Origin of the sequence: Variovorax sp. UMC13 (assembly GCF_014170375.1) — a bacterium.
In the GTDB taxonomy this organism is placed as follows: Bacteria; Pseudomonadota; Gammaproteobacteria; order Burkholderiales; family Burkholderiaceae_C; genus Variovorax.
Map to the genome: position 1 here is coordinate 166936 of NZ_LZZW01000025.1, position 18299 is coordinate 185234.

At 68.5% G+C, this 18299-nt stretch carries 23 protein-coding genes; 13 read left to right on the top strand and 10 right to left on the bottom strand.

The genetic code is table 11. The features are described from left to right. Positions 1-3: 3 nt before the first annotated feature. Positions 4-1083 carry a tRNA adenosine(34) deaminase TadA gene (gene tadA / locus A9977_RS21595; RefSeq protein WP_183026938.1) on the top strand — a complete coding sequence of 360 codons (1080 nt, stop codon included), beginning with the start codon at positions 4-6 and terminating at the stop codon, positions 1081-1083. Beyond that, entirely contained in the window at positions 1080-2015 is a 936-nt protein-coding gene (locus tag A9977_RS21600) for an LD-carboxypeptidase (RefSeq protein WP_183026939.1), read from the top strand. The genes tadA and A9977_RS21600 overlap by 4 nt, the downstream gene beginning before the upstream one ends. A gap of 36 nt (positions 2016-2051) precedes the next feature. Here A9977_RS21600 and A9977_RS21605 read toward each other — a convergent pair whose 3' ends face one another. Further along, positions 2052-2381, bottom strand: a complete 330-nt coding sequence (locus A9977_RS21605; protein WP_183026940.1) for a hypothetical protein — start codon at positions 2379-2381, stop codon at positions 2052-2054. A gap of 314 nt (positions 2382-2695) precedes the next feature. Here A9977_RS21605 and A9977_RS21610 point away from each other — a divergent pair, with 314 nt between their 5' ends. Next, positions 2696-3643 carry an adenylate/guanylate cyclase domain-containing protein gene (locus A9977_RS21610; protein ID WP_183026941.1) on the top strand — a complete coding sequence of 316 codons (948 nt, stop codon included), beginning with the start codon at positions 2696-2698 and terminating at the stop codon, positions 3641-3643. A 25-nt stretch (positions 3644-3668) separates the two neighbouring features. On the opposite strand, the gene A9977_RS21615 is transcribed toward A9977_RS21610, so the two are convergent. The 3 genes from A9977_RS21615 to A9977_RS21625 form a co-directional block, all read right to left on the bottom strand. After that, positions 3669-4742, bottom strand: a complete 1074-nt coding sequence (locus A9977_RS21615; protein ID WP_183026942.1) for a TAXI family TRAP transporter solute-binding subunit — start codon at positions 4740-4742, stop codon at positions 3669-3671. A gap of 73 nt (positions 4743-4815) precedes the next feature. Beyond that, the gene (locus A9977_RS21620) at positions 4816-5598 is read right to left on the bottom strand and encodes a zinc ribbon domain-containing protein (protein ID WP_183026943.1); all 783 of its coding nucleotides are present in this window, start codon (positions 5596-5598) and stop codon (positions 4816-4818) included. Positions 5599-5785: 187 nt separating this feature from the next. Then, complete coding sequence (locus tag A9977_RS21625; protein WP_183026944.1) at positions 5786-6835, bottom strand: DNA-binding protein; 1050 nt, start codon at positions 6833-6835, stop codon at positions 5786-5788. A gap of 133 nt (positions 6836-6968) precedes the next feature. Between A9977_RS21625 and A9977_RS21630 the strand changes: the two genes are divergently transcribed. After that, positions 6969-8033, top strand: a complete 1065-nt coding sequence (locus A9977_RS21630; RefSeq protein WP_259652082.1) for a site-specific integrase — start codon at positions 6969-6971, stop codon at positions 8031-8033. A 19-nt stretch (positions 8034-8052) separates the two neighbouring features. Here the strand turns inward: A9977_RS21630 and A9977_RS21635 are convergent, their stop codons facing one another. The 5 genes from A9977_RS21635 to A9977_RS21655 all read right to left on the bottom strand — a co-directional run bounded on the left by A9977_RS21635 (position 8053) and on the right by A9977_RS21655 (position 12039). Next, on the bottom strand, positions 8053-9261 hold the full coding sequence (locus A9977_RS21635) for an MFS transporter (RefSeq protein WP_183026946.1): 1209 nt from the start codon (positions 9259-9261) through the stop codon (positions 8053-8055). An 11-nt stretch (positions 9262-9272) separates the two neighbouring features. Further along, the gene (locus tag A9977_RS21640; RefSeq protein WP_183026947.1) at positions 9273-9899 is read right to left on the bottom strand and encodes an isochorismatase family cysteine hydrolase; all 627 of its coding nucleotides are present in this window, start codon (positions 9897-9899) and stop codon (positions 9273-9275) included. A 143-nt stretch (positions 9900-10042) separates the two neighbouring features. Then, positions 10043-10963 carry a LysR family transcriptional regulator gene (locus A9977_RS21645; RefSeq protein ID WP_183026948.1) on the bottom strand — a complete coding sequence of 307 codons (921 nt, stop codon included), beginning with the start codon at positions 10961-10963 and terminating at the stop codon, positions 10043-10045. 191 nt (positions 10964-11154) lie between these two features. Further along, positions 11155-11361 carry a hypothetical protein gene (locus tag A9977_RS21650; RefSeq protein ID WP_183026949.1) on the bottom strand — a complete coding sequence of 69 codons (207 nt, stop codon included), beginning with the start codon at positions 11359-11361 and terminating at the stop codon, positions 11155-11157. A 198-nt stretch (positions 11362-11559) separates the two neighbouring features. Further along, complete coding sequence (locus A9977_RS21655; protein ID WP_183026950.1) at positions 11560-12039, bottom strand: VOC family protein; 480 nt, start codon at positions 12037-12039, stop codon at positions 11560-11562. Between the two features lie 378 nt (positions 12040-12417). Between A9977_RS21655 and A9977_RS21660 the strand changes: the two genes are divergently transcribed. Then, positions 12418-13194 (top strand): DNA/RNA non-specific endonuclease, encoded by a 777-nt coding sequence (locus A9977_RS21660; RefSeq protein WP_183026951.1) that lies wholly within the window; start codon positions 12418-12420, stop codon positions 13192-13194. Here A9977_RS21660 and A9977_RS21665 read toward each other — a convergent pair. Beyond that, positions 13191-13664 carry a DUF3693 domain-containing protein gene (locus A9977_RS21665; RefSeq protein WP_183026952.1) on the bottom strand — a complete coding sequence of 158 codons (474 nt, stop codon included), beginning with the start codon at positions 13662-13664 and terminating at the stop codon, positions 13191-13193. The genes A9977_RS21660 and A9977_RS21665 overlap by 4 nt on opposite strands. A gap of 246 nt (positions 13665-13910) precedes the next feature. Here A9977_RS21665 and A9977_RS21670 point away from each other — a divergent pair, with 246 nt between their 5' ends. The 8 genes from A9977_RS21670 to A9977_RS21705 all read left to right on the top strand — a co-directional run bounded on the left by A9977_RS21670 (position 13911) and on the right by A9977_RS21705 (position 18287). Then, positions 13911-14306, top strand: a complete 396-nt coding sequence (locus tag A9977_RS21670; protein WP_183026953.1) for a hypothetical protein — start codon at positions 13911-13913, stop codon at positions 14304-14306. Then, complete coding sequence (locus A9977_RS21675; RefSeq protein WP_183026954.1) at positions 14303-14491, top strand: hypothetical protein; 189 nt, start codon at positions 14303-14305, stop codon at positions 14489-14491. Before A9977_RS21670 ends, A9977_RS21675 begins: the two co-directional genes overlap by 4 nt. 97 nt (positions 14492-14588) lie before the next feature. Further along, entirely contained in the window at positions 14589-14783 is a 195-nt protein-coding gene (locus A9977_RS21680) for a hypothetical protein (protein WP_183026955.1), read from the top strand. After that, complete coding sequence (locus A9977_RS21685) at positions 14780-16657, top strand: replication endonuclease (RefSeq protein WP_183026956.1); 1878 nt, start codon at positions 14780-14782, stop codon at positions 16655-16657. Before A9977_RS21680 ends, A9977_RS21685 begins: the two co-directional genes overlap by 4 nt. A gap of 2 nt (positions 16658-16659) precedes the next feature. Further along, entirely contained in the window at positions 16660-16833 is a 174-nt protein-coding gene (locus A9977_RS21690; RefSeq protein WP_183026957.1) for a hypothetical protein, read from the top strand. A gap of 95 nt (positions 16834-16928) precedes the next feature. Then, a complete protein-coding gene (locus A9977_RS21695; protein ID WP_183026958.1) occupies positions 16929-17150 on the top strand; it encodes a hypothetical protein in 222 nt (73 codons plus the stop codon). Then, positions 17147-17629: a hypothetical protein gene (locus tag A9977_RS21700; RefSeq protein ID WP_183026959.1), complete on the top strand. Its 483-nt coding sequence runs from the start codon at positions 17147-17149 to the stop codon at positions 17627-17629. Before A9977_RS21695 ends, A9977_RS21700 begins: the two co-directional genes overlap by 4 nt. Further along, positions 17577-18287, top strand: coding sequence for a hypothetical protein (locus A9977_RS21705; RefSeq protein WP_183026960.1), 711 nt, complete (start codon positions 17577-17579; stop codon positions 18285-18287). The genes A9977_RS21700 and A9977_RS21705 overlap by 53 nt, the downstream gene beginning before the upstream one ends. The last annotated feature ends 12 nt before the right edge of the window (positions 18288-18299 follow it).

The window sequence follows — 18299 nt, forward strand, 5'->3', positions numbered from 1 at the left end:
CCGATGAGCCACGACCTCGAATGGATGCAGCGGGCCCTGGCCGAGGCACGCCTCGCGGGCGCCGCGGGCGAGGTGCCGGTCGGCGCGGTGCTGGTGAAGGACGGCGTGTGCATCGCGAGCGGCCGCAACGCGCCTGTCGCCACGCACGACCCCAGCGCGCATGCCGAGATCGCGGCCCTGCGCGCGGGCGCGCAGGCGCTCGGCAACTACCGGCTCGACGGCTGCGAACTGTTCGTCACGCTCGAGCCCTGTGCGATGTGTGCCGGTGCGATGCTGCACGCCCGGCTCGCGCGCGTGGTCTACGGCGCGACCGACCCCAAGACCGGCGCGGCCGGCTCGGTGCTCGACCTGTTCGCGCAGCCCCATCTCAACCACCGCACGCAGGTCGAAGGGGGCGTGCTGGCGGCCGAATGCGCGGCCGTGCTGCAGGACTTCTTCCAGCAGCGGCGCACGCTGGCGCGCGTCACCGCGCAGCCGCTGCGCGACGATGCGCTGCGCACGCCGGACGCACGCTTCGCCGGCCTCGATGCCGAGCGTTTCGCGTCGCACTACATCGCCGATCTGCCGGACCAGCGCGGCTGGCGCCTGCACTACCTCGATGAAGGCCCGCGCGATGCCGCAGCCACCGTGCTGTGCCTGCACGGCCCGGGCCGCTGGAGCCACCAGTTCCGCCATCTGACCCGCCTCGCGGGCCCGCGCTGGCTGGTGCCCGACCTGATCGGCTTCGGCCGCAGCGACAAGCCCAAGCGCGAGGCCGTGCATGCGCTGGACTGGCACCGCGACCTGCTGCTGGCCTGGCTGGACCGGCTGCAGCCCGGCCCGGTGCTGCTGGCACCCGCGGAAGGCTCGCACGCGCTCACGGCGCTGTTGCACGCGGCCGCGCCGCAGCGCTTCGTCGGGGTGCTGCCGGTGCCCGAAAGCCAGGACCGCGCACTGCGCGCCGCCTGGCAGGCACCGTTTCCGGACCGCGGCTACGAGGCCGCGCTGCGCGCCTGGGGCCGTGGTGCCGGCGATGCCGCGGGCCCGTCGCCGGCGCAGGCCGCGGCATGGGTCGCAACCGCAATGGGATACTTCGCGCCGTGAGCAAACATATCTACATCTATTCGCCCTCCAGCGCGGTCCGTGACAAGGCCGCTTTCCGCCGTGGCGTGAAGCGCCTGCAGGCGCTCGGTCACGCGGTCGAGATCGACGAGGCCGCGCTGAGCAGCCACCAGCGCTTCGCCGGCGACGACGCCACGCGGCTGGCCGCCATCACGCGCGCCGCCGCCAGCGGCGCCGATCTGGCGTTGATCGCGCGTGGCGGCTACGGCCTCACGCGCATCCTCGATGCCATCCCGTACAAGGCCGTGGCCAAGGCCATCCACCACGGCACCGAGTTCGTCGGGCTCAGCGACTTCACCGCCTTCCAGAGCGCGCTGCTCGCCAAGACCGGCGCGGTGACCTGGGCCGGCCCGGCGCTGGGCGAGGACTTCGGCGCCGAGGACGGCCCCGACGACATCATGGAAGCCTGCTTCGACGACCTGGTGTGCGGGCACGGCGAGGGCACGGGATGGCGCATTCCCGCGCGCGACATCGACGCGAGCACGGCGCTGCGCCCGCTGAAGGATGCGGTGCTCTGGGGCGGCAATCTGTCGGTGCTGGTCGGCCTGCTCGGCACGCCGTACTTCCCGGCCATCGACAAGGGCGTGCTGTTCCTCGAAGACGTGCATGAGCATCCCTACCGGCTCGAGCGCATGCTCGACCAGCTGCGTCATGCGGGCGTGCTGGCGAAGCAGCGCGCGGTGGTGCTGGGCCAGTTCACCTCCTTCAAGAAGGTGCCGCACGACCGCGGCTTCGGGCTCCACACTGTGGTCGACCGGCTGCGCACGCTGCTCAAGGTGCCGGTGCTGACCGGGCTGCCTTTCGGCCATGTGCCGACCAAGGTGCTGCTGCCGGTGGGCGCGAAGATCGAGATGGCCGCCGAAGGACGCGAGCTGTTCATGGTCTGGGGCCATCGGCACGGCCATCACCACTGAAGCGAAGGCCCGGCGCCGGGCCGGACAGAACCGGCGTCAGGCCGTGAAGCGATGGTGGACGCGTGGCCCCATGGTTTGCGGCAAGCCATGCCGGAAGAGGCGGTTGATCTGCTGCATGCGCTGCTGCGCAGCTGCTTCCCCTTCGATCGCCGATACCGCCACCAGCACGTCCTGGCGCAGGTACCAGAGCGTCTCCAGGTCGCTCGCAAAGCGCACGCGCTGGGCGATGCGCTGGGCGCCCGGCCCGGCGCTGGCGTCCAGAAGGACCAGCATGGCCGACCGGATGCGCCGCAATTGGCGCTCCGGCGATCCGCGCAAAGTCCATCCGGCAAGCGAAAAAAAGCGAGTGAAGAGTCCAGCGGGCATGGAACAAGAAGGCGTTTCGACAGCGCTACCTTAAATGTGGCGCTGGCGCCTCACAAGACAAGAAACCATTGGATATGGTTTAAAACAACATTCGTCACAGTCGCCCGGTGGCAAGGCGAAAAAATGAATTCGAATGGCCTACAAAATTAGGGCGACTTGAGCGCAAAGACAAGCGGGACTGCAGCGGTGCACGAGGTCACAACTGTTAATCAATCGTTCAAAACCTGGTGCAAGCGAAAGTTTGTACGTCTCACTCACGTCACGCGATGGCTTTGCCATAATCGGACGGCAATTGCTACCAAAAACTGCACAACATGGGCGCCAATTCGACAGTCATCTTTGCGGACTTGACAGGGAGCACCCGGGTCTTCGAAGCGATGGGGAATGAGCGCGCCACCGACACGGTGACGCGCCTGACCCAATGGATCGCGGGCGTCTGCGAGGCCCACAGCGGGCGGGTGGTGAAGATGTTGGGCGATGGCGTGCTGGCCATCTTTTCCGCCGCCGACGCGGCCACGGCCGCGGTGCTCGAACTCCAGCGCAACCATCAGAAACGCCTGCAGGCCTGGCCCATCCAATTGCGCATGGACCTGCAGATCGGCGTCGCCAACGGCGAAGTGCTGGAGGTCGACGGCGACTGCTATGGCGACGCGGTCAACCTCGCCTCGCGGCTCAGCGATCTGGCGGGGCCGGGCCAGATCTGGGCCACCGCGTCGGTGATCACCCAATTGCGCGAAGGCGAAGTCCGGCATCGCAGCCTGGGCCCGATCAACATCCGCGGCAAGAATGAAATGCCGATCGTGCACCGCATCGACTGGCAGGAAGAGCATTCGGAATTTCTCACCATGCCCGCCGCGCTGGCGCTCAGCGGCCGGGTGCAGGATTCCACCTTCGGGCAGATCGAGCTGTCGTGGCTGGATGTGCGCTCGATGTTCAGCGCGTCGCAATTGCCGATCCACCTCGGGCGGGTCGACGACGCGCAGTTCGTGGTCAACGACCCCCGCGTCTCCCGGCTGCATGCGCGGATCGAGGCGCGGCAGGGCGGCTGCGTGCTGGTCGACGTCAGCACCTACGGCACCTGGGTCCGGTTCCACGGCAGCGCGGGCGTGAGCGGAGAGATCTCGCTGCGCCGCGACGAATGCGTGCTGCACGGCAGTGGCGAGATCGGCCTCGGCGCGCCGCTGAGCGACTTCACCGCACCCACCATCTCCTTCAACACCACCGGCGGCAACCTGCTGCTGTCGCGCCGCGACGCGCGCTGAGCCGCGGCCGGGCCGCCTGCCATGGCTATTGCCGGCAGATGCCGAGCACCACTTCCTGCTCGGTACAGGTGCGCGCCGCCGGCACGACCCTCGCCGCGGGACGCACGGCCACGTTGGCACGGCTGGCGATGCAGGCGCGCAGCCGTCTCTCCATCGGCCCGAAGTAGCGCCAGCCCTGGCCAAGCGCCGGCAGTGCCAGGCGCACCTGCTTCCACTTCGGATGGCCCTTGGCCTGCAGGACATCGAAATTGGCGCACAGCGAATCGGCGAAATTGACCAGGTTCACCACCGTCGACTTCATGCCGTAGTCGTAGGTCACCAGGTAGGCCTTCACGGTCAGCGTGGGCACGTCGGTGCTCAGCCAGCTCGCGTAGTTCTCGGCCCGGATGGCGGACGGGAAGTAGGTCTTGCGGGCACGCGCCGATTCAGGCGCCGCCTCGTCGAACTTGAGCAGCTTGATGTACTTGCGCGCCTCGGGCTTCATCTCCGAGAACAGCTTGGCCGGCTGCCCGGCGACGATGATCGCGACGTCGATGGATTTGTCCACGGTGAGCTTGGCCAGCGCCTCCTCGTTGCTCAGGTACTGCCGGTTGGCGGTCGGCATGGGCGCCTCGAACATCAGCTGGTAGAGGGTCCGCGCCGTCAGCGCCGTGCCGCTGCCCAGCGGGCCAACGCCGATCCGCTGGTCCTTGATCTGGTGGATGGCTTCGAGCGGTGAATCGGCGCGCACGACGAAGTAGATCTCCTCGTCGTAGAGCGGCATGACCAGGCGCAGCGGCTGGATCAGGTTGCCGGCCTCGGCATTGCCGGCCCGGGCTTCGTCCAGGAAGGCCTGGTAAACGTCCGACTGCACCAGCGCCAGCTTGACGCCGGGTTCGAAGCGCATGCGCTGCACGTTCTCGGCCGAACCCTTGGATTCGAGCACCTCCAGTTCCAGCCCGGCCGGCTCGGCGACCCAGGTGGCCAGGTCGCGCCCGATCTCGATGTAGGTGCCGGTCTTCGATGCGGTGACGATCTTGTACTTCGCCGGCGGCGCAGCCAGCGCCGCACTCATGCAGGCCATGAAGATCAGTCCTGCCGCGATGGATTTCATTGCCATGGATCGCCTCTTTTTGTGGTGGGCTGAACGGAACGATCGCCAGGCCTTCGCGGGCCTGCCGATGGCGGATGCCTCATGGCTCGCGGCACAGCGCCAGCGCCGCCAGCGCCTCGCCGCATCGCTTCGGTGTTGGCGTGCTGCCCGCAGCATCGGCTGCCGGGGTGACGGGCAGGACGACACGCGGCGCCGGCGCCGGGGCGGGCGGCTCGGGGCGCGCGCCCAGACCCAGCGCGGCGGCGATCGTTCGCGCATCCTCATCGGGCCGCGCCGACGGGCTTGCTTGCGCGGGCGCGGACGGCGGTGGCGGTTCCGCGCCCGCTGCCGGGGAGACGTCGCGATCGCTCCGGGCCGCCTCGGCGGTCGGCGACACCACGGCCGAAGCGCCCACCACGCCGGTTGCGCGCTCGGCGCGCTGCGGCGGGGAAATACTGTTCGCGTTCCACAGCACCGCCGTCAACGCAGCCAAGGCCGAGACGGCCGCCCCCGCACCCAGCACAACCCGCCAAGACGGCGTCCGCAGGGGGCTCGCGTGGGCCAGGGCCGAGGCCTGCTGCGGCAGCACCGCGACCGATGGCTCCCGGACCAGGGCCGGCGGACCGGGCTGCAGGAAGGCGCCAGTCGCCAAAGGCACGACTTTGGGCCGGGCCGCGGCAATGGCCATCATGGCCTCGAGCACATGGTCGTTGGGCGCCTTCACCGATGCTTCGTCGAACCAGGAGGCATCGGGATCGGCCGCAGCCGTATCGACGAAAGGATCCTCACCACAGCGGGGGCACACCCGTGCGCTGGGCATCAATTGCGTGGCGCAATGCATGCAGAACGCCAATGACGTGTCCGACTTCTCCTGGGTGTTCATTCGTGTTCCTAAGACGCGCTCAAGTTGTACACCTAAGTATTCATTTGAACAACACGAAAAGCCTGGACCCTCGGCCGAGCAGCCGCGCGGGGCAGGGGAGCGAGTGCGTTGCAGCGGCAGGCGGCTGCAGGAAGACTGACCATCGGCGCGCCAAAGATGACGCACCCCACCGAGCATCGAGCGCGCTTCAGCCGCCCGGCGCCGCTGGCCGGGGCTTGGCTTTTCTCGGTGCTTTTCCCTTGACGGCGCTGGGCGAGGCATTGGCGGACGCCACCAGTGCCATCGCCTGCGTCAGCAGCGCCCGGGTGGCGACATGGGCCGTGGATTCAGCCGCCAGCGACGCCTGCAAGGCCTTGCCGCGTGCTTCGGCGTCGGCGAGCCGGGCCTGCAGCGCGTCGTGGGCCGTGCCCAGCGCGGCCGCCTGCTGCTGCGCCGTGGCGGCCGCCTGTTCCTGGGCACGCAGCGCCTCGATGGCCTGGTCGCGCGCCAGCCCGAGCTTTGCCTGCGCTTCCGTGGCCCGCACTGCATCGCGCGCGGCGCGGGCGAGGGCCTGGCGCGCTTCCTCCCGCGCCCGGTCGATCTCGAGCAGCGCGCGGCGCTCGGCCGCGTCGTGGCGTTGCTGCGTTTGCGCCATCGTGTCGTCCTTCTGCGCCAGGGCGGCCGCGTGTTCCGCGCGCAGCGCCTCCTGTCGGTGCTGGGAAACGGCAAGTGCCTCGCGCAGCTGCTCGGCCTGGGCTTCCATGGCGGCCTGGCGCTGCTGCGCGGCATCGAGTTGGCGCTGTAGGCCGACGATGGTGTCGTTGCCGCGCAGGACCGATTCCTCGAGCGAAGCCTTGGTCGATGCAAACACCTGCTCGCCGCGCTGGAACTCGGCTTCGGCCGTCGTGAGGGCCTCCTCTCGGCGGTCCAGCGCGTTGCGCTGCGCCTCGTTGGCCTGGCTGGACAGCGCACTGGCGTCGCGGCAGGCACGCTCCCAGAGCTGGCGCGCCGCGTCGGCGACCTCCGGCGGCAGGGGATGGCCCGCCGCGCCCACGGCGCCATCCGGCGCCACCACGCCCAGGCGCCCGGGCAGGGTGCGGTACCAGGCATCGAGCATCGGGCTGACCGTGTTGGGCGAACCGCTGCCGATCTTCTGCCGCACGCGCTCGATGGTCGGCCGGTCGCCCGCCGCGATCAGCGCATCGGCCGCGGCCCACACGTCGGCCTGCTGAACGCCCCTCGAACTCTTCTGCACCATGGCTACACTCTTGCCTCAAATAGGTCACGATTACTGAAACTTATCGTGACCTGTTAAATTTATACGTAAGATATCATACGTCACACATTCTATTTAATACAGATATGCGCAAAACCAGGCCTGGAGGCTGACGATGAGCGATCTGATGGCTTTGAAAAAGCTGCCGGTGCTCGACCCGGGGCAGATTTCGTCGCTGACCGCGTCCGCCGTGCAGGAATTGCTGGAGGAGGGCGAGTCCGTCAATACGGTGGCGACCTACCGCTCGGCCCTGAAATACTGGGCCGCGTGGTTTTCGGTGCGTTATGGCCGGAAGCTCGCGCTGCCGGTCGCGGAGCCGGTGGTGATCCAGTTCCTGGTCGACCACCTCGAGCGCAGCACGCCCAAGGGCCTGGTCACGCAACTGCCGCCGGCCGCCGACCAGGCGCTGGTGGAAGGGCGGTACAAGGGCGCCCTGGGTCCGCTCGCGCTGGCCACGGTGACGCACCGCATCGCGGTGCTCAGCAAGGCCCATCAAACGGCCGGCATGCCGAATCCCTGCGCGACCGAAGCCGTGCGCGACCTGGTGGCCAAGAGCCGGCGCGCGTATGCCAAACGCGGCGTGGTACAGCGCAAGCAGCGGGCGCTGACGAAGGAGCCGCTGCAGGCCCTGCTCGCCACCTGCGACGACAGCCTCAAGGGCCTGCGCGACCAGGCCTTGCTGCTGTTCGCCTGGTCCTCGGGCGGGCGCCGGCGCTCCGAGGTGGCGGCGGCGGACATGGCCCATCTGGAACGCATCGGCGAAGACCTCTATGTCTACACGCTGGGCTTCTCGAAGACCAACCAGACCGGCGCCGATCGCGCCGAGAACGCCAAGCCGATCGCGGGCAGGGCAGGGCAGGCGCTGACGGCTTGGCTCCAAGCCAGCGGGGTCCGTGAAGGCCGGATCTTCCGGCAGGTGCGCCGCGGCGGGCACCTCGGTGGGCCGCTGGCCGACGGCTCGGTGCGCGACATCGTCAAGGCGCGCTGCCTGGCCGCGGGCCTCGAGGGCGATTTCTCGGCCCATTCGCTGCGCGCCGGCTTTGTGACCGAGGCGGGGCGCCAGCAGGTCCCGCTGGCCGACACCATGGCCATGACCGGGCACCGGGGCGTGGGGTCGGTGCTGGGGTACTTCCGGACGGAAGCGCTGGCGCAGGCGGCCGTCTCGAAACTGATCGACTGAAGGCTGTCCCGCCCGGATCTCAGGAAGCGCCGTCGGCGACCGCGGCGCGCGCTGCGCGGAACGAGCGCATGTTGATGGCCGCGGCCGCCAGCGCCAGCAGCGCGCCTGTCGCCGCGAGCCCGGGCCAGCCGGCCCAGTGGGCGCCGTAGGCCCCCAGCGCGGCGCCGGCCGAGCCCCCGAGGAAGTAGGCGCCCATGAAGACCGTGTTCAGCCGGCTGCGCGCCTCGGGACGCAGCGCGTAGACCCGGGTCTGGTTCGCCACCAGCCCCGCGCGGTTGCCGAAATCGAGCAGCACCATGCCGGCGATCAACCAGCCCAGGCCGTGCCCGCCGGCCGCGATGAACGCGAAGCCGAGGGCCAGCAGGAGCGCACCCGCCAGGAGCATCGCGCGCGCATCGAGCCGATCGGCGAGGGCGCCGATGCGCGGCGACGCAGCGATGCCCAGCAGCGCCACCAGCCCGAACGCGCCGATGGCGGCGGGGCCGAAGCCGTAAGGCGGCTGCGCCAGCAGCGCGGCGAGCGTGGCCCACAGCGCGCTGAAGGCGGCGAACATCATGAACGCGGTGGCGGCCGAGATCCGCAGCACGCGCTCCTCCCGCACCAGACGGCCCAGCGAGCGGAGCAGCGCGCCGTAGCTGAGGCTCGTCAGGGTCGTGACCGCGGGCAGCTTCCGCGCGACGATCGCCCACAGCCCCAGGTCGACCAGCGCGGCGGCGAGGAACACGGTGCGCCAGCCCGTCGCCGCGCCGACGAAGCCGCTCGCCGTGCGCGCCAGCAGCAGGCCGGCGGAAAGTCCGCCCAGCAGGATGCCCGCGGTGCGGCCGCGCAGCGCCGGCGGCGCCAGGCCCGAGACGGTGGGAATGATGATCTGCGCGGTGATGGCCGTCACCCCGACGGCGAAGCTGGCGATGCACAGCAGCGCGAAGCTGGGCGCCGCCGCACAGGCCAGCAGCGCGACCGCGTTCGCGGCGACAGCCAGCGACGCGAGCTTGCGCGGCTGCTGGCGGTCCGCCAGCGGCACGATCAGCAACAGGCCGATCGCGTAGCCGAGTTGCGTCATCGTCGCGATCAGGCTGGCCTGCGTGGGCGGGACGCCGAACGAAGACGCGATCCGTGGCAGCAGCGGCTGGTGGTAGTAGATGGTCGACACCGCGAGCGCGCAGCTCAGCGCCATCAGCGAAACCAGGCGGCCGGAGAGCCCGGCCGCACCGTCGGAGGAGGGCGTCATGCGCGACTCTCTCAAGCGTGGGGCAGCGCCTGGAGGAGCGCGCGGGTGTCCACGATGCTGTGGGCATAGGTGGGGCCGTTGAGCGCGTGCGCGGCGTGCATCATTTCGCGCTGGAACGCGGCGGTGGCGTCCTTCACGAGCGTCACGTGGTAGCCCAGTTCCTGCGCGTAGCGCGCGGTGGTCTCGACGCAGGTGTTGGCCAGCAGGCCCACCAGGATCACATGCGAGATGCCATGCTGCTTCAGCTGGAAATCGAGGTCGGTGTTCGCGAAGCCGCTGGAGGCCCAATGTTCGTGCACCACGATGTCGCCGGCTTGGGGGCCGAACTCGGGGTGCCATTCGCCGCCCCAGCTGTCCTTGGCAAAGGTCTTGCGGGTCATCAGCAGGCGCTGCGTGGGGCTGGGATGGCACCAGCATTCGTAGTCGCCGGGCTGCCAGCGCCGGTGCGGCACGATCACCTTCTGGATGCCGGCCTGGCGTGTCGCACTCTGGATGGCGCGCAGGTTGTCCAGCAGATGCACTTCCTCCGCGATCGCCTGGATCGCCGGCCAGAGCTTGCCGCCCTCGGAGAGGAAATCGTTGTAGGGGTCGACGAAGAGAAGCGCTGTCTTGCGAGCGTCGTAGCGTGGGCTGTCCATGGTGGAATTCCTTTCTCGGTGGATGAGGAGCCAGTCGCCTGGCTCGGCCGTGTGGGGAATTTAGGCTTCGGGCACCGCTGGAAAAAGAGAGCGCGCGCAGACGCAGCGTCTCGATCCATCGCACAGTGGCCGCGGGCCGGACGCTAGGGCCGCACCCTCGGCGCCTTCAGCGTGCGCGCGCAAAGTTCGGCGACCCAGTCGATGAACACCCGCAGCTTGACGCTCACATGCCGATGGGGCGGATAGACCACGTACAACGGCCAGGCACCGGCCGACCATTCCGGCAGCACGGCCGTCAGGGTGCCCGCCGCCAGGTGCGGCGCCGCCATGAACGGGGCGGTGCGTGCGATGCCCAGGCCCGCCAGCCCGCCCGCCAGCATCGCGCCGGAGTCGTTCACCGCGACGCTCGACCGTGCGTGCACCTCGTACTGCTCCGCGCCCCGCTGCAGCACATAGGTCAGGCGTTCCGAGCCGTGCGAGAAGTAGCTGATCGCATGGTGGCGGTCGCTTTCGAGGTCCGACGGATGCTGCGGCACGCCGTGCCGCGCCAGATAGGTGGGCGACGCGCACACGATGCGGTCGATCTCGGCGATGCGTCGGGCCACGAGCGACGGGTCGGCAATCTCTCCCGCGCGAAGCACGCAATCCACGTTCTCGCCGATCAGGTCGACGGGTTTGTCGCTCACGCCGACGTCGACATGGATGTCCGGGTAGCGCGCGCGGAAATCGGGCAGCGCCGGGATGAGGATCAGGCTGGCGATCGCCGAGGGTGCGTCGACCCGCAGCCTCCCGCGCGGCGCGGCTTTGGCGCGCGACAGGCTCGACTCGAGTTCATCGAGTTCGTCGAGCAGGCGCACCGCGCGCTCGTAGTAGGCCGCGCCGTCCGCGGTGACGGTGACCCGTCGCGTGGTGCGATTGAGCAGTTGCGTCTTGAGCTCTTTTTCCAGCAGCAGCACCAGGCGGCTCATCTGGCCTTTGGGCACACCCACCGAATCCGCAGCCTTGGTGAAGTTGCCCGCTTCGACGACGCGCACGAAGGCCCGCATCGCGCTGAACTTGTCCATGGTCGGTCCTCTGCGCCCCTCTCCGCGCCGGCCGGCCGGGCAGGGAGCGGATCGGAATTATCCGCTTGGCGGACCGGGCGTCGCCCCGGGTTTCCGGACGCTCTTCTTCCTGGGCGGCGCCTACCTGGCGGCGCTTCGCAGCCACGGGCTCGAAGGGTTGCGGGAACGCGTACCCCGCGGTTCGGCGCCGCCTACGGCCATTTCCTGCGCAGCATCGCCCTGAGCACAAGGTAGCCCGCCGCCCAGGCGGCCGCCGGGTCCGAGAAAGGTTCGCTGAAGCGCTGCGGCGTGTAGGTCAGGAGCTCGTCCGCGGACTCCTCCTCGTGCAGCAGGATCCAATGAAACTCGCCGAGCTCCAGTTCCTTCACGGCCAATGCGCTGGAGATGCCCGATGTCATCGCTGTCCTTTCCGTAAAGAGCCCAGTCTGACGCCGAGGTCCAAGGGGCCTCAAGGCAGATGTTCACACTTGTTAACCCATTCGCACGATGGTGCACATGACTTGGGCAGATCGCGCATTCCGACACACATGGCCCGCGCCCACGGCACTCCACATGGGGCAGGGCGATCGCCGAAAGGCTTGCCGTCGGGCTGGGGCTCAGCCCGCGAGCGCGGCTTCGATCGCGGCGATGTCGATCTTCTTCATGGTCATCATGGCGTCGAAGGCCCGCTTGGACGCCGCGCGATCCGGGTTCGCGAGCGACGCCGTCAGGATCCTGGGCGTGATCTGCCAGGACAGGCCCCAGCGGTCGCGGCACCAGCCGCACTCGCTCTCCTGGCCGCCATTGCCCACGATGGCATTCCACAGGCGGTCCGTCTCGGCCTGGTCGTCGGTCGCGATCTGAAAGGAGAAGGCCTCGCTGTGCTTGAACTGCGGGCCGCCGTTCAAGCCGATGCAAGGGATGCCGGCGACGGTGAACTCGACCACCAGCACATCGCCTTGCTGGCCCGAGGGATAGTCGCCCGGCGCGCGATGGACTGCACCGACACGGCTGTCGGGAAAGGTCTGCGCATAGAAGCGGGCCGCCTCCTCGGCGGTGCCGTCGTACCAAAGACAGATCGTGTTCTTGGCGGTCATGGTGTCTCCTGGATTTCAGTGAGCCGCAGGTTCGCAGCGGGCGGACAAGCTACTGCGCCCCCGACGGCCTGTCAACGTAAGGCCAGGCGCACATCCCATGGCACGGAGGAGGGCGATCGGCCGATGCCCGGCGCCAGGACGCGAGAAAATCGAGGAACGGATCGATCGCGCCGATAGCCAGGCGCCGCGCGTGTGACCTGAGTCCAGGACGCGCAACCGGGGAACTGCACCTGCTGCAGCGAAACCCGCATGGCCTACCCGTACTTTTTTGATGACGAATGCGCTGGTGGATGAACCAGCGTGAACCGAGGTTTTGATTTGAGAACGAAGAGAGCTGCCCGGCGGCGTGGCGATGCCACGCGGCTCATGCGCAGAAGCATGCTTGGCGTCGTGTTGGCGGTGGTTGCCGCGGTCCAGGTTCCTGGTTGCAGCCTGGAACCTTCGGCCACACCCCCATCGGTTTCCGTGGAATCGCCGGCCCGCTCACGGGCCGTCGTCGAAGGTTTTGCCCAGTGCCCGCAGCACTTTCCCGGCCCGGCCCCGACGGTCGCGTGGCCCGGCCGCCAGCGGGCCTTGTGTTTCGACGGTTTTGCCGCCCTGTACTCGGGCGAGAGCAAGACCCCGCTGTACACCGTCCAGAAACTCACGCGCGCCAGCGTCGAAGCCGCGAAAGGCATCAAACGCGTGGATCGCTTCTATCCCGAAGCCCGCCTGCCGGCCGCCGACCGCGCGCAACTCGCCGACTACGCGGGCAGCGGCTACGACCGCGGCCATCTTTCGCCAGCCGGCGACATGCCCAGCGTGACGGCCAAGGCGCAATCCTTCTCGCTGGCGAACATGGTCCCGCAGGCGCCCCAACTCAACCAAGGGGCCTGGAATCAGATCGAGCAGTCGACGCGCAAGTACGCGGCGCGCGCGAACGGCGCCGTCTTCGTGTTCACCGGCCCCAGCTTCGATCGGCAGCCCGCCACGATCGGCCCGGGCAAGGTCTGGGTTCCGAGCCACACGTGGAAGGTGGTCTACAGCAGCGGCGATGGGCGGGCCTGGGCCTACTGGACGGTCAACCGCGGCAGAACGCACAGCCTGCAGCCCATCGGTTATCGGGAGTTCGAGCAGCGCTCCGGGCTGGCCTTGCTGCCGGAGGCGATGCACTAGGACGCGGCCGAGGCCCGGTGCGGAAGGGTCTTGGTGCTTCGAATGCGATCTTCGGTCGCCAGGGGACCGGAGAGCACCGTCCTTACGCCTCCTTGATTTAACATAATATACAGACTGCCCGTAACATTTTGTTTCAATTGGGTAGCAGCCTGCGCGCCTTGGGGGGAGGGCGCAGCACTCGCCCCAACGGCCATCACCACGGTGGCCGCGAGCCCTGCGAAACGCTCCCAGAACATCCGGGATTCCGACGTTTTCGCCCGCTCAGCGTGAGCGCTGGCAATGATCGGCGCAGGGTTGTCCATCTCCAGCAGGGCGGCCAGCTTGAGCGCTGCGTCGTCGCTGAGAAAGTCTTTGCCCGTGCGGTACTTGCTGATCTGTCCGCGCCCGACGCCGAGTTTGGGCGCCAGTGCGTAGTCGGTGAGGGAGTGCTTGGCCTTCGCCAGGTCAAGCCATTCGGTTGTGGTGCGCATCGTCGGCTCCTAAGGGAGTGTTCCTAAGGCGTCTAGTGTAGGTAGACGTCGACCGTCGAGCAACGCAATCGCGCCAGCGAACGTTCGCCGACAGTTGACACGTCTACCGGAGGCGAACTAAAGTCCGGCCGTCGCCCGCCCGGACCTTTCGCTTTCGTCGGCTCCCGGGGTCCAGCAATTTGCAGTTGCCTGGGTGGGCGGCCCCCTCGGGGTGCAGTGGGCCGACGACAACGGGAAAGACGAACCATGAAACATCCAGCAGCGGCTTCAGCGAAAGACTGCGTCGTACCGCTCGTCGGTGCCGTAGTCGATCAGACCGGCGTCGGTCAGAGCGTTTGCCACCCTGAAAAACTCGATAGGGCCATAGGTCACGCATCGGCGGTAGACCTTGCCGGCTTGATTGGCAATGCCGATCTCGCGGATGTTCAGGTCAGAGGCGCCACGTTCGGCGTGCTCAGAGAGGGCGGCGAGGATTTTGTGGTCATCGGCGCGCGGCGGTACCGCCTGATCGATGTAAGTGAGCAAGGCTTCCTCCGGGGTGTAGATGTTTCTGAGTATCGCTATCTGCTCGACTATTTGAAGAAGGAGCTGGCCGGAATGCTCCAAAAATCTGAGCTGGCCGTGCGGGGAGAAGCTGCATGAAACACACGATCAAGCTCGACACGCTCAAGGCGCTGGTCATCGAGCCCGAAGGAGACAGCATCCGTCTCACGATCACGGTTGGCTCCGTGCCCGCATACCGCACCTGCATGAGCCAGGCCATGGCCGGCGTGCTGGTGTCGGCCCTTGAGCAGGTCGCGGCCGACGCGAGCAGGGCGGCGGCGTGATGGAAATCGCCAACGTCGGGCTCATCGCGAGCGGGTGCCTGTGCATCGGCTTCCTGCTGGGGTGCTTCTGGCACTCGGTCCAGTTCGGCGACGACGAATGACCGGCCAGCTGCAGGCGCCGCAGTTCGGGCTCCGCTCCGGCCTGCCGCCGCTCACCGACAACCCGGCCGCCGCTGGCCGCGCCGCGCCGATGCCAGCCGCGATCCGGGACCGGCTCGCAGCGCAGCGCGCCGCATGCTTCAACTCGTCGTCCCTGCGCGTTGCGCGCCATCCGGACGTGTGGCGCCTGTGAGCATTGCCGCCTACCTCGACCGCTACGACAAGATTCGCTTGCGGACGGTCGTTGACCGCTTCCCGCTGTCGTGGCAGGCCAGGCTGACCAAGCACCTGGGCCGGCTCAACGATGTGAACTTCCATCGCTGGAAGGAACGCGTGCTGCAGCTGACCGACGCGGAGCGCGGCGGCATCCGGCCCGACGCTGGAGACGCTGAAATTGTGGCGGCGGCCACCGTCACGGCCAACGACATGGACCGGCGCATGTGCCACCTTCGCGTCATCGCGGAGCGCTCGGACGGCCACGCGCCGATGCGTGCGCGCTACGGCGCGGGCTGGGTCGATCTGTGGCTGGCCGGGCAGGCGAGGGCGCTGATGCTCGCGCGCGGCATGCTCGACCTCTGGCCGGCCGGCGCCACCGTCACGCGGGCCGGCGCGCTGCGCCGGCTGTGCTGCGCGCGCTGGTGGCGCCGCGCGCTGCGCAAGCTGCACGCGCGCACCGTCGAAGCCTGCGCCATCGGCATTGGCCTGGTGAGCCGCGACGCTGGGCTGTACGTCAGCAATGAGGGCGTGAAGCGCAGGGCAGGGCAGAACGCTCGCAACGCTGCAGCACTGGAAAGCGTGACGGCGGTCAACGACATGATGCAGGCGCACACGCTGGCCGACCTCGCGGCCACCGGCACGTCAAACAAGGCGATTCGCCGCGTCGAACTGTTGACCCGCATCGCCGGGTTCGAACTGATCGCGCAGGGCCTGGGGCATCAGGGCTGGATGGTCACGATGACCTGCCCGAGCAGGTTCCACAAAATGACCACTCGCGCCGACGGCCGCGTGGTTCCCAATCCACGTTACGACGGGAGCACCCCCCATGAAGCGCAGTCCTATCTCTCTCGCTGCTGGGCACGTTGCCGGGCTGCTGCTGCCCGGGCCGGGCTCGACATGTACGGCTTCCGGATTGCGGAACCTCAACACGATGGAACGCCGCATTGGCACTCTCTCCTGTTCGTTCGAAACGGTGACGGCGAGCGTCTTTCCGGACTGGTTCGCAAGTACTTTCTGGACAATGAATCGCCTCTAGAGCCAGGCGCGCAGAAGCACCGCGTTGACTTCGAATGGATCAACCCGGCGAAGGGCTCGGCGGTCGGCTACGTCATCAAGTACGTGAGCAAGAACATCGACGGGCACGGGGTCGGGCTCGACCTTTTCGGCAATGACGCGATCACATCGAGCCAGCGCGTGGAAGCCTGGGCCGCGACGTGGCGCATCCGCCAGTTCCAGCAGATCGGCGGCGCGCCGGTGGGCGTGTGGCGCGAACTGCGCCGCATCAACCCGGACAACGTGAGCGACACCGCGCCGGCCGCGCTGCGCGCCGCCGTGTCGGCGGTCAACGCGAAGGGCGAACCGGGCGTGCAGTCCGTGGCCTGGATGCGCTACACCACGGCGCAAGGCGGCATTGGGTGCAAGCGCAAGGACATGCGCCTGCGGCTGATGAAAGAGGATCGCGGCGCCTTCGCGCAGCCAGGCCGCTACGGAGAGCCGCTGGCCCCGAAGCTGCTGGGCGTTGACGCTGCCGGCGTGCAGCTGTTTCGCAACCACATCCATCAGATGAACCCGGCCGCGCCGGCCTTCACGCGCCCCGTGTTCGCGTCCGTTGAGTCGGAGCGCTGCGAGTGGGTCGTGGGCCTGGGCGAAGAGGCCGCCATGCGCACGGCGCGGCTGGTGTTCCAGCGCAGCGGCGAAGCCGCGAGCACTCGGATTCATGTCAATAACTGTACGGGCCGCGACCTGAGCCGCGTGAGCGAGTTCGCTCCGGTGCGCGCCTACCACCCCCGATTGAGGCGCTTCGCCTCAAGACCGAAGCCACCGGAACCCGTGGCAGCAATGGAGAGATGACTATGTTTGGAGTTTGGGACGCGGTCAAAGTGACCGCCCAGGACCACGCACGCGCCGGCCAGGCCGGCGTCGTGTTCGCAACGAAGGCCGACCACCCGGACGAGGTGGCCGTGCGTTTCGACGCTGACAGCGCCGTGGTGCTCGTCAGCGTCACCGATCTGCAGCGCCTGGGCTGATCGGCATGGCACGCATCGGATACGCGCCCTGCGGCTGCCACGGCTGCGGAAACCCTGAGGCGGCTGTCTCAGAGACGGCGGCCGGAACGCTGTCGGTGACGTGTCACCGATGCGAGTTCTCCAGCTACGCCAAGCGCGGCACCAAGGCCGCGCGGCTGGTGCGCGCCGCGATGACGCCGGAAGAGGGCGAGCAGCCCGCGCCGGCACCAGCACCGGCGCCCGCGGCGCCGAAAAAGACCGCCGCGCCAGCGCCGGTACCGATGCCCACGCCGAAGCCGGCGCGCGCGTCCTCCGCATTCAACATGGGCCAGCTATGACCACCACCGACAACGCGCCGCCCTCGGCGCTCCAGGGCCTTGCGGCTGACGCCGACATGCTCGGCACCATCGACAGCGAGCGCGACCAGGCGCAGGGGCAGGGCGCCGAGGTGGCGGCCGAGCCGGCGCCGCCGTCCAACGAATCGCTCATCGCCGGCATGCTCGAGATGGGCCGGGATGTGTTCTGCGAGTTCACCAGCTGCAGCACGCCGAAGGCGGTGCTGGGCGAGTCGCAGATTGGAAGCCTGTCGGTGGCCTGGGCCCGCGTGCTCGACAAGCGAGGCATCAGCCTGCACCACTACATGGGCAACTACGGCGAGGAAATCGCCGCGTGCGTCATGACGTACACCATCGGGGCGAACCTGTATCGCGCCGTGAGTTCGGAAATGATCGCGCGGGAAGCGAACGCGGCAGCGTTGGCGCGGCATGCCAAGCGCACTGTGCCGGCTGACGATGGCGTGGCCGGCGATGGCGGCTAAGGCGCTCTGCATCGCGGCGTTCGGCGCGCGCGGCACCGGCAAAACCGCCTGGGTAAAGCAGCAGGTCGCCAGCGCGAAGCCGGCGCGGCTGCTGGTGTGGGACTTCAAGCATGACCCGTCGCTCAAGGTCGGCATGGGCAAGCCGCTGGGCAGCCTGGGCGAGGTGATCAGGGCCATGGACGCGCCGGCATTCCAGCTGCGCTATCTGGTCGATCACGGCCGCGACGTGATCGCGCAGTTCGACCTGTTCTGTCGGGCGGCCTACGCGGCCGGTGACCTGCTCATGTTCGTTGACGAACTGCCGGAGGTAACCAAGGCCAACAGTGCGCCGCCAGCGTGGCGCCGCTGCGTCAACGTCGGCCGGGAGTATCAAGACGGCGGCAAGGTGAAACGGCTGTCGATCATCGGGGCAGGGCAGCGGCCGGCTGAATGCGACAAGACCTTTATCGCCAACTGCGACGTGATCCACACGGGCCGGCTCGGCGACGTGGCCGACGCGAAGCGCTTCGCTCGATCCTGGGGCGTCATGCCTGAGGTGCTGACGAACCTGCCCGACCTCGAATGGATCGAGAAACGGGCCGACAGCCGAGAAATCGCACGCGGGAAGCTCACTTTTCGCAAGGCCAGCGCGGCCCCTGCGAAGCCTCCTAAGGGGTAGTTCCTGAGGCGC

Bases quoted from the DNA above. Each gene is read 5' to 3' on its own strand.
- tadA (WP_183026938.1), top strand. From the start codon at position 4: ATGAGCCACGACCTCGAATGGATGCAGCGGGCCCTGGCCGAGGCACGC.
- A9977_RS21605 (WP_183026940.1), bottom strand. From the start codon at position 2,381: ATGCCCGCTGGACTCTTCACTCGCTTTTTTTCGCTTGCCGGATGGACT.
- A9977_RS21610 (WP_183026941.1), top strand. From the start codon at position 2,696: ATGGGCGCCAATTCGACAGTCATCTTTGCGGACTTGACAGGGAGCACC.
- A9977_RS21615 (WP_183026942.1), bottom strand. From the start codon at position 4,742: ATGGCAATGAAATCCATCGCGGCAGGACTGATCTTCATGGCCTGCATG.
- A9977_RS21620 (WP_183026943.1), bottom strand. From the start codon at position 5,598: ATGAACACCCAGGAGAAGTCGGACACGTCATTGGCGTTCTGCATGCAT.
- A9977_RS21625 (WP_183026944.1), bottom strand. From the start codon at position 6,835: ATGGTGCAGAAGAGTTCGAGGGGCGTTCAGCAGGCCGACGTGTGGGCC.
- A9977_RS21630 (WP_259652082.1), top strand. From the start codon at position 6,969: ATGAGCGATCTGATGGCTTTGAAAAAGCTGCCGGTGCTCGACCCGGGG.
- A9977_RS21635 (WP_183026946.1), bottom strand. From the start codon at position 9,261: ATGACGCCCTCCTCCGACGGTGCGGCCGGGCTCTCCGGCCGCCTGGTT.
- A9977_RS21640 (WP_183026947.1), bottom strand. From the start codon at position 9,899: ATGGACAGCCCACGCTACGACGCTCGCAAGACAGCGCTTCTCTTCGTC.
- A9977_RS21645 (WP_183026948.1), bottom strand. From the start codon at position 10,963: ATGGACAAGTTCAGCGCGATGCGGGCCTTCGTGCGCGTCGTCGAAGCG.
- A9977_RS21650 (WP_183026949.1), bottom strand. From the start codon at position 11,361: ATGACATCGGGCATCTCCAGCGCATTGGCCGTGAAGGAACTGGAGCTC.
- A9977_RS21655 (WP_183026950.1), bottom strand. From the start codon at position 12,039: ATGACCGCCAAGAACACGATCTGTCTTTGGTACGACGGCACCGCCGAG.
- A9977_RS21660 (WP_183026951.1), top strand. From the start codon at position 12,418: ATGCTTGGCGTCGTGTTGGCGGTGGTTGCCGCGGTCCAGGTTCCTGGT.
- A9977_RS21665 (WP_183026952.1), bottom strand. From the start codon at position 13,664: ATGCGCACCACAACCGAATGGCTTGACCTGGCGAAGGCCAAGCACTCC.
- A9977_RS21670 (WP_183026953.1), top strand. From the start codon at position 13,911: ATGAAACATCCAGCAGCGGCTTCAGCGAAAGACTGCGTCGTACCGCTC.
- A9977_RS21675 (WP_183026954.1), top strand. From the start codon at position 14,303: ATGAAACACACGATCAAGCTCGACACGCTCAAGGCGCTGGTCATCGAG.
- A9977_RS21680 (WP_183026955.1), top strand. From the start codon at position 14,589: ATGACCGGCCAGCTGCAGGCGCCGCAGTTCGGGCTCCGCTCCGGCCTG.
- A9977_RS21690 (WP_183026957.1), top strand. From the start codon at position 16,660: ATGTTTGGAGTTTGGGACGCGGTCAAAGTGACCGCCCAGGACCACGCA.
- A9977_RS21700 (WP_183026959.1), top strand. From the start codon at position 17,147: ATGACCACCACCGACAACGCGCCGCCCTCGGCGCTCCAGGGCCTTGCG.
- A9977_RS21705 (WP_183026960.1), top strand. From the start codon at position 17,577: ATGCCAAGCGCACTGTGCCGGCTGACGATGGCGTGGCCGGCGATGGCG.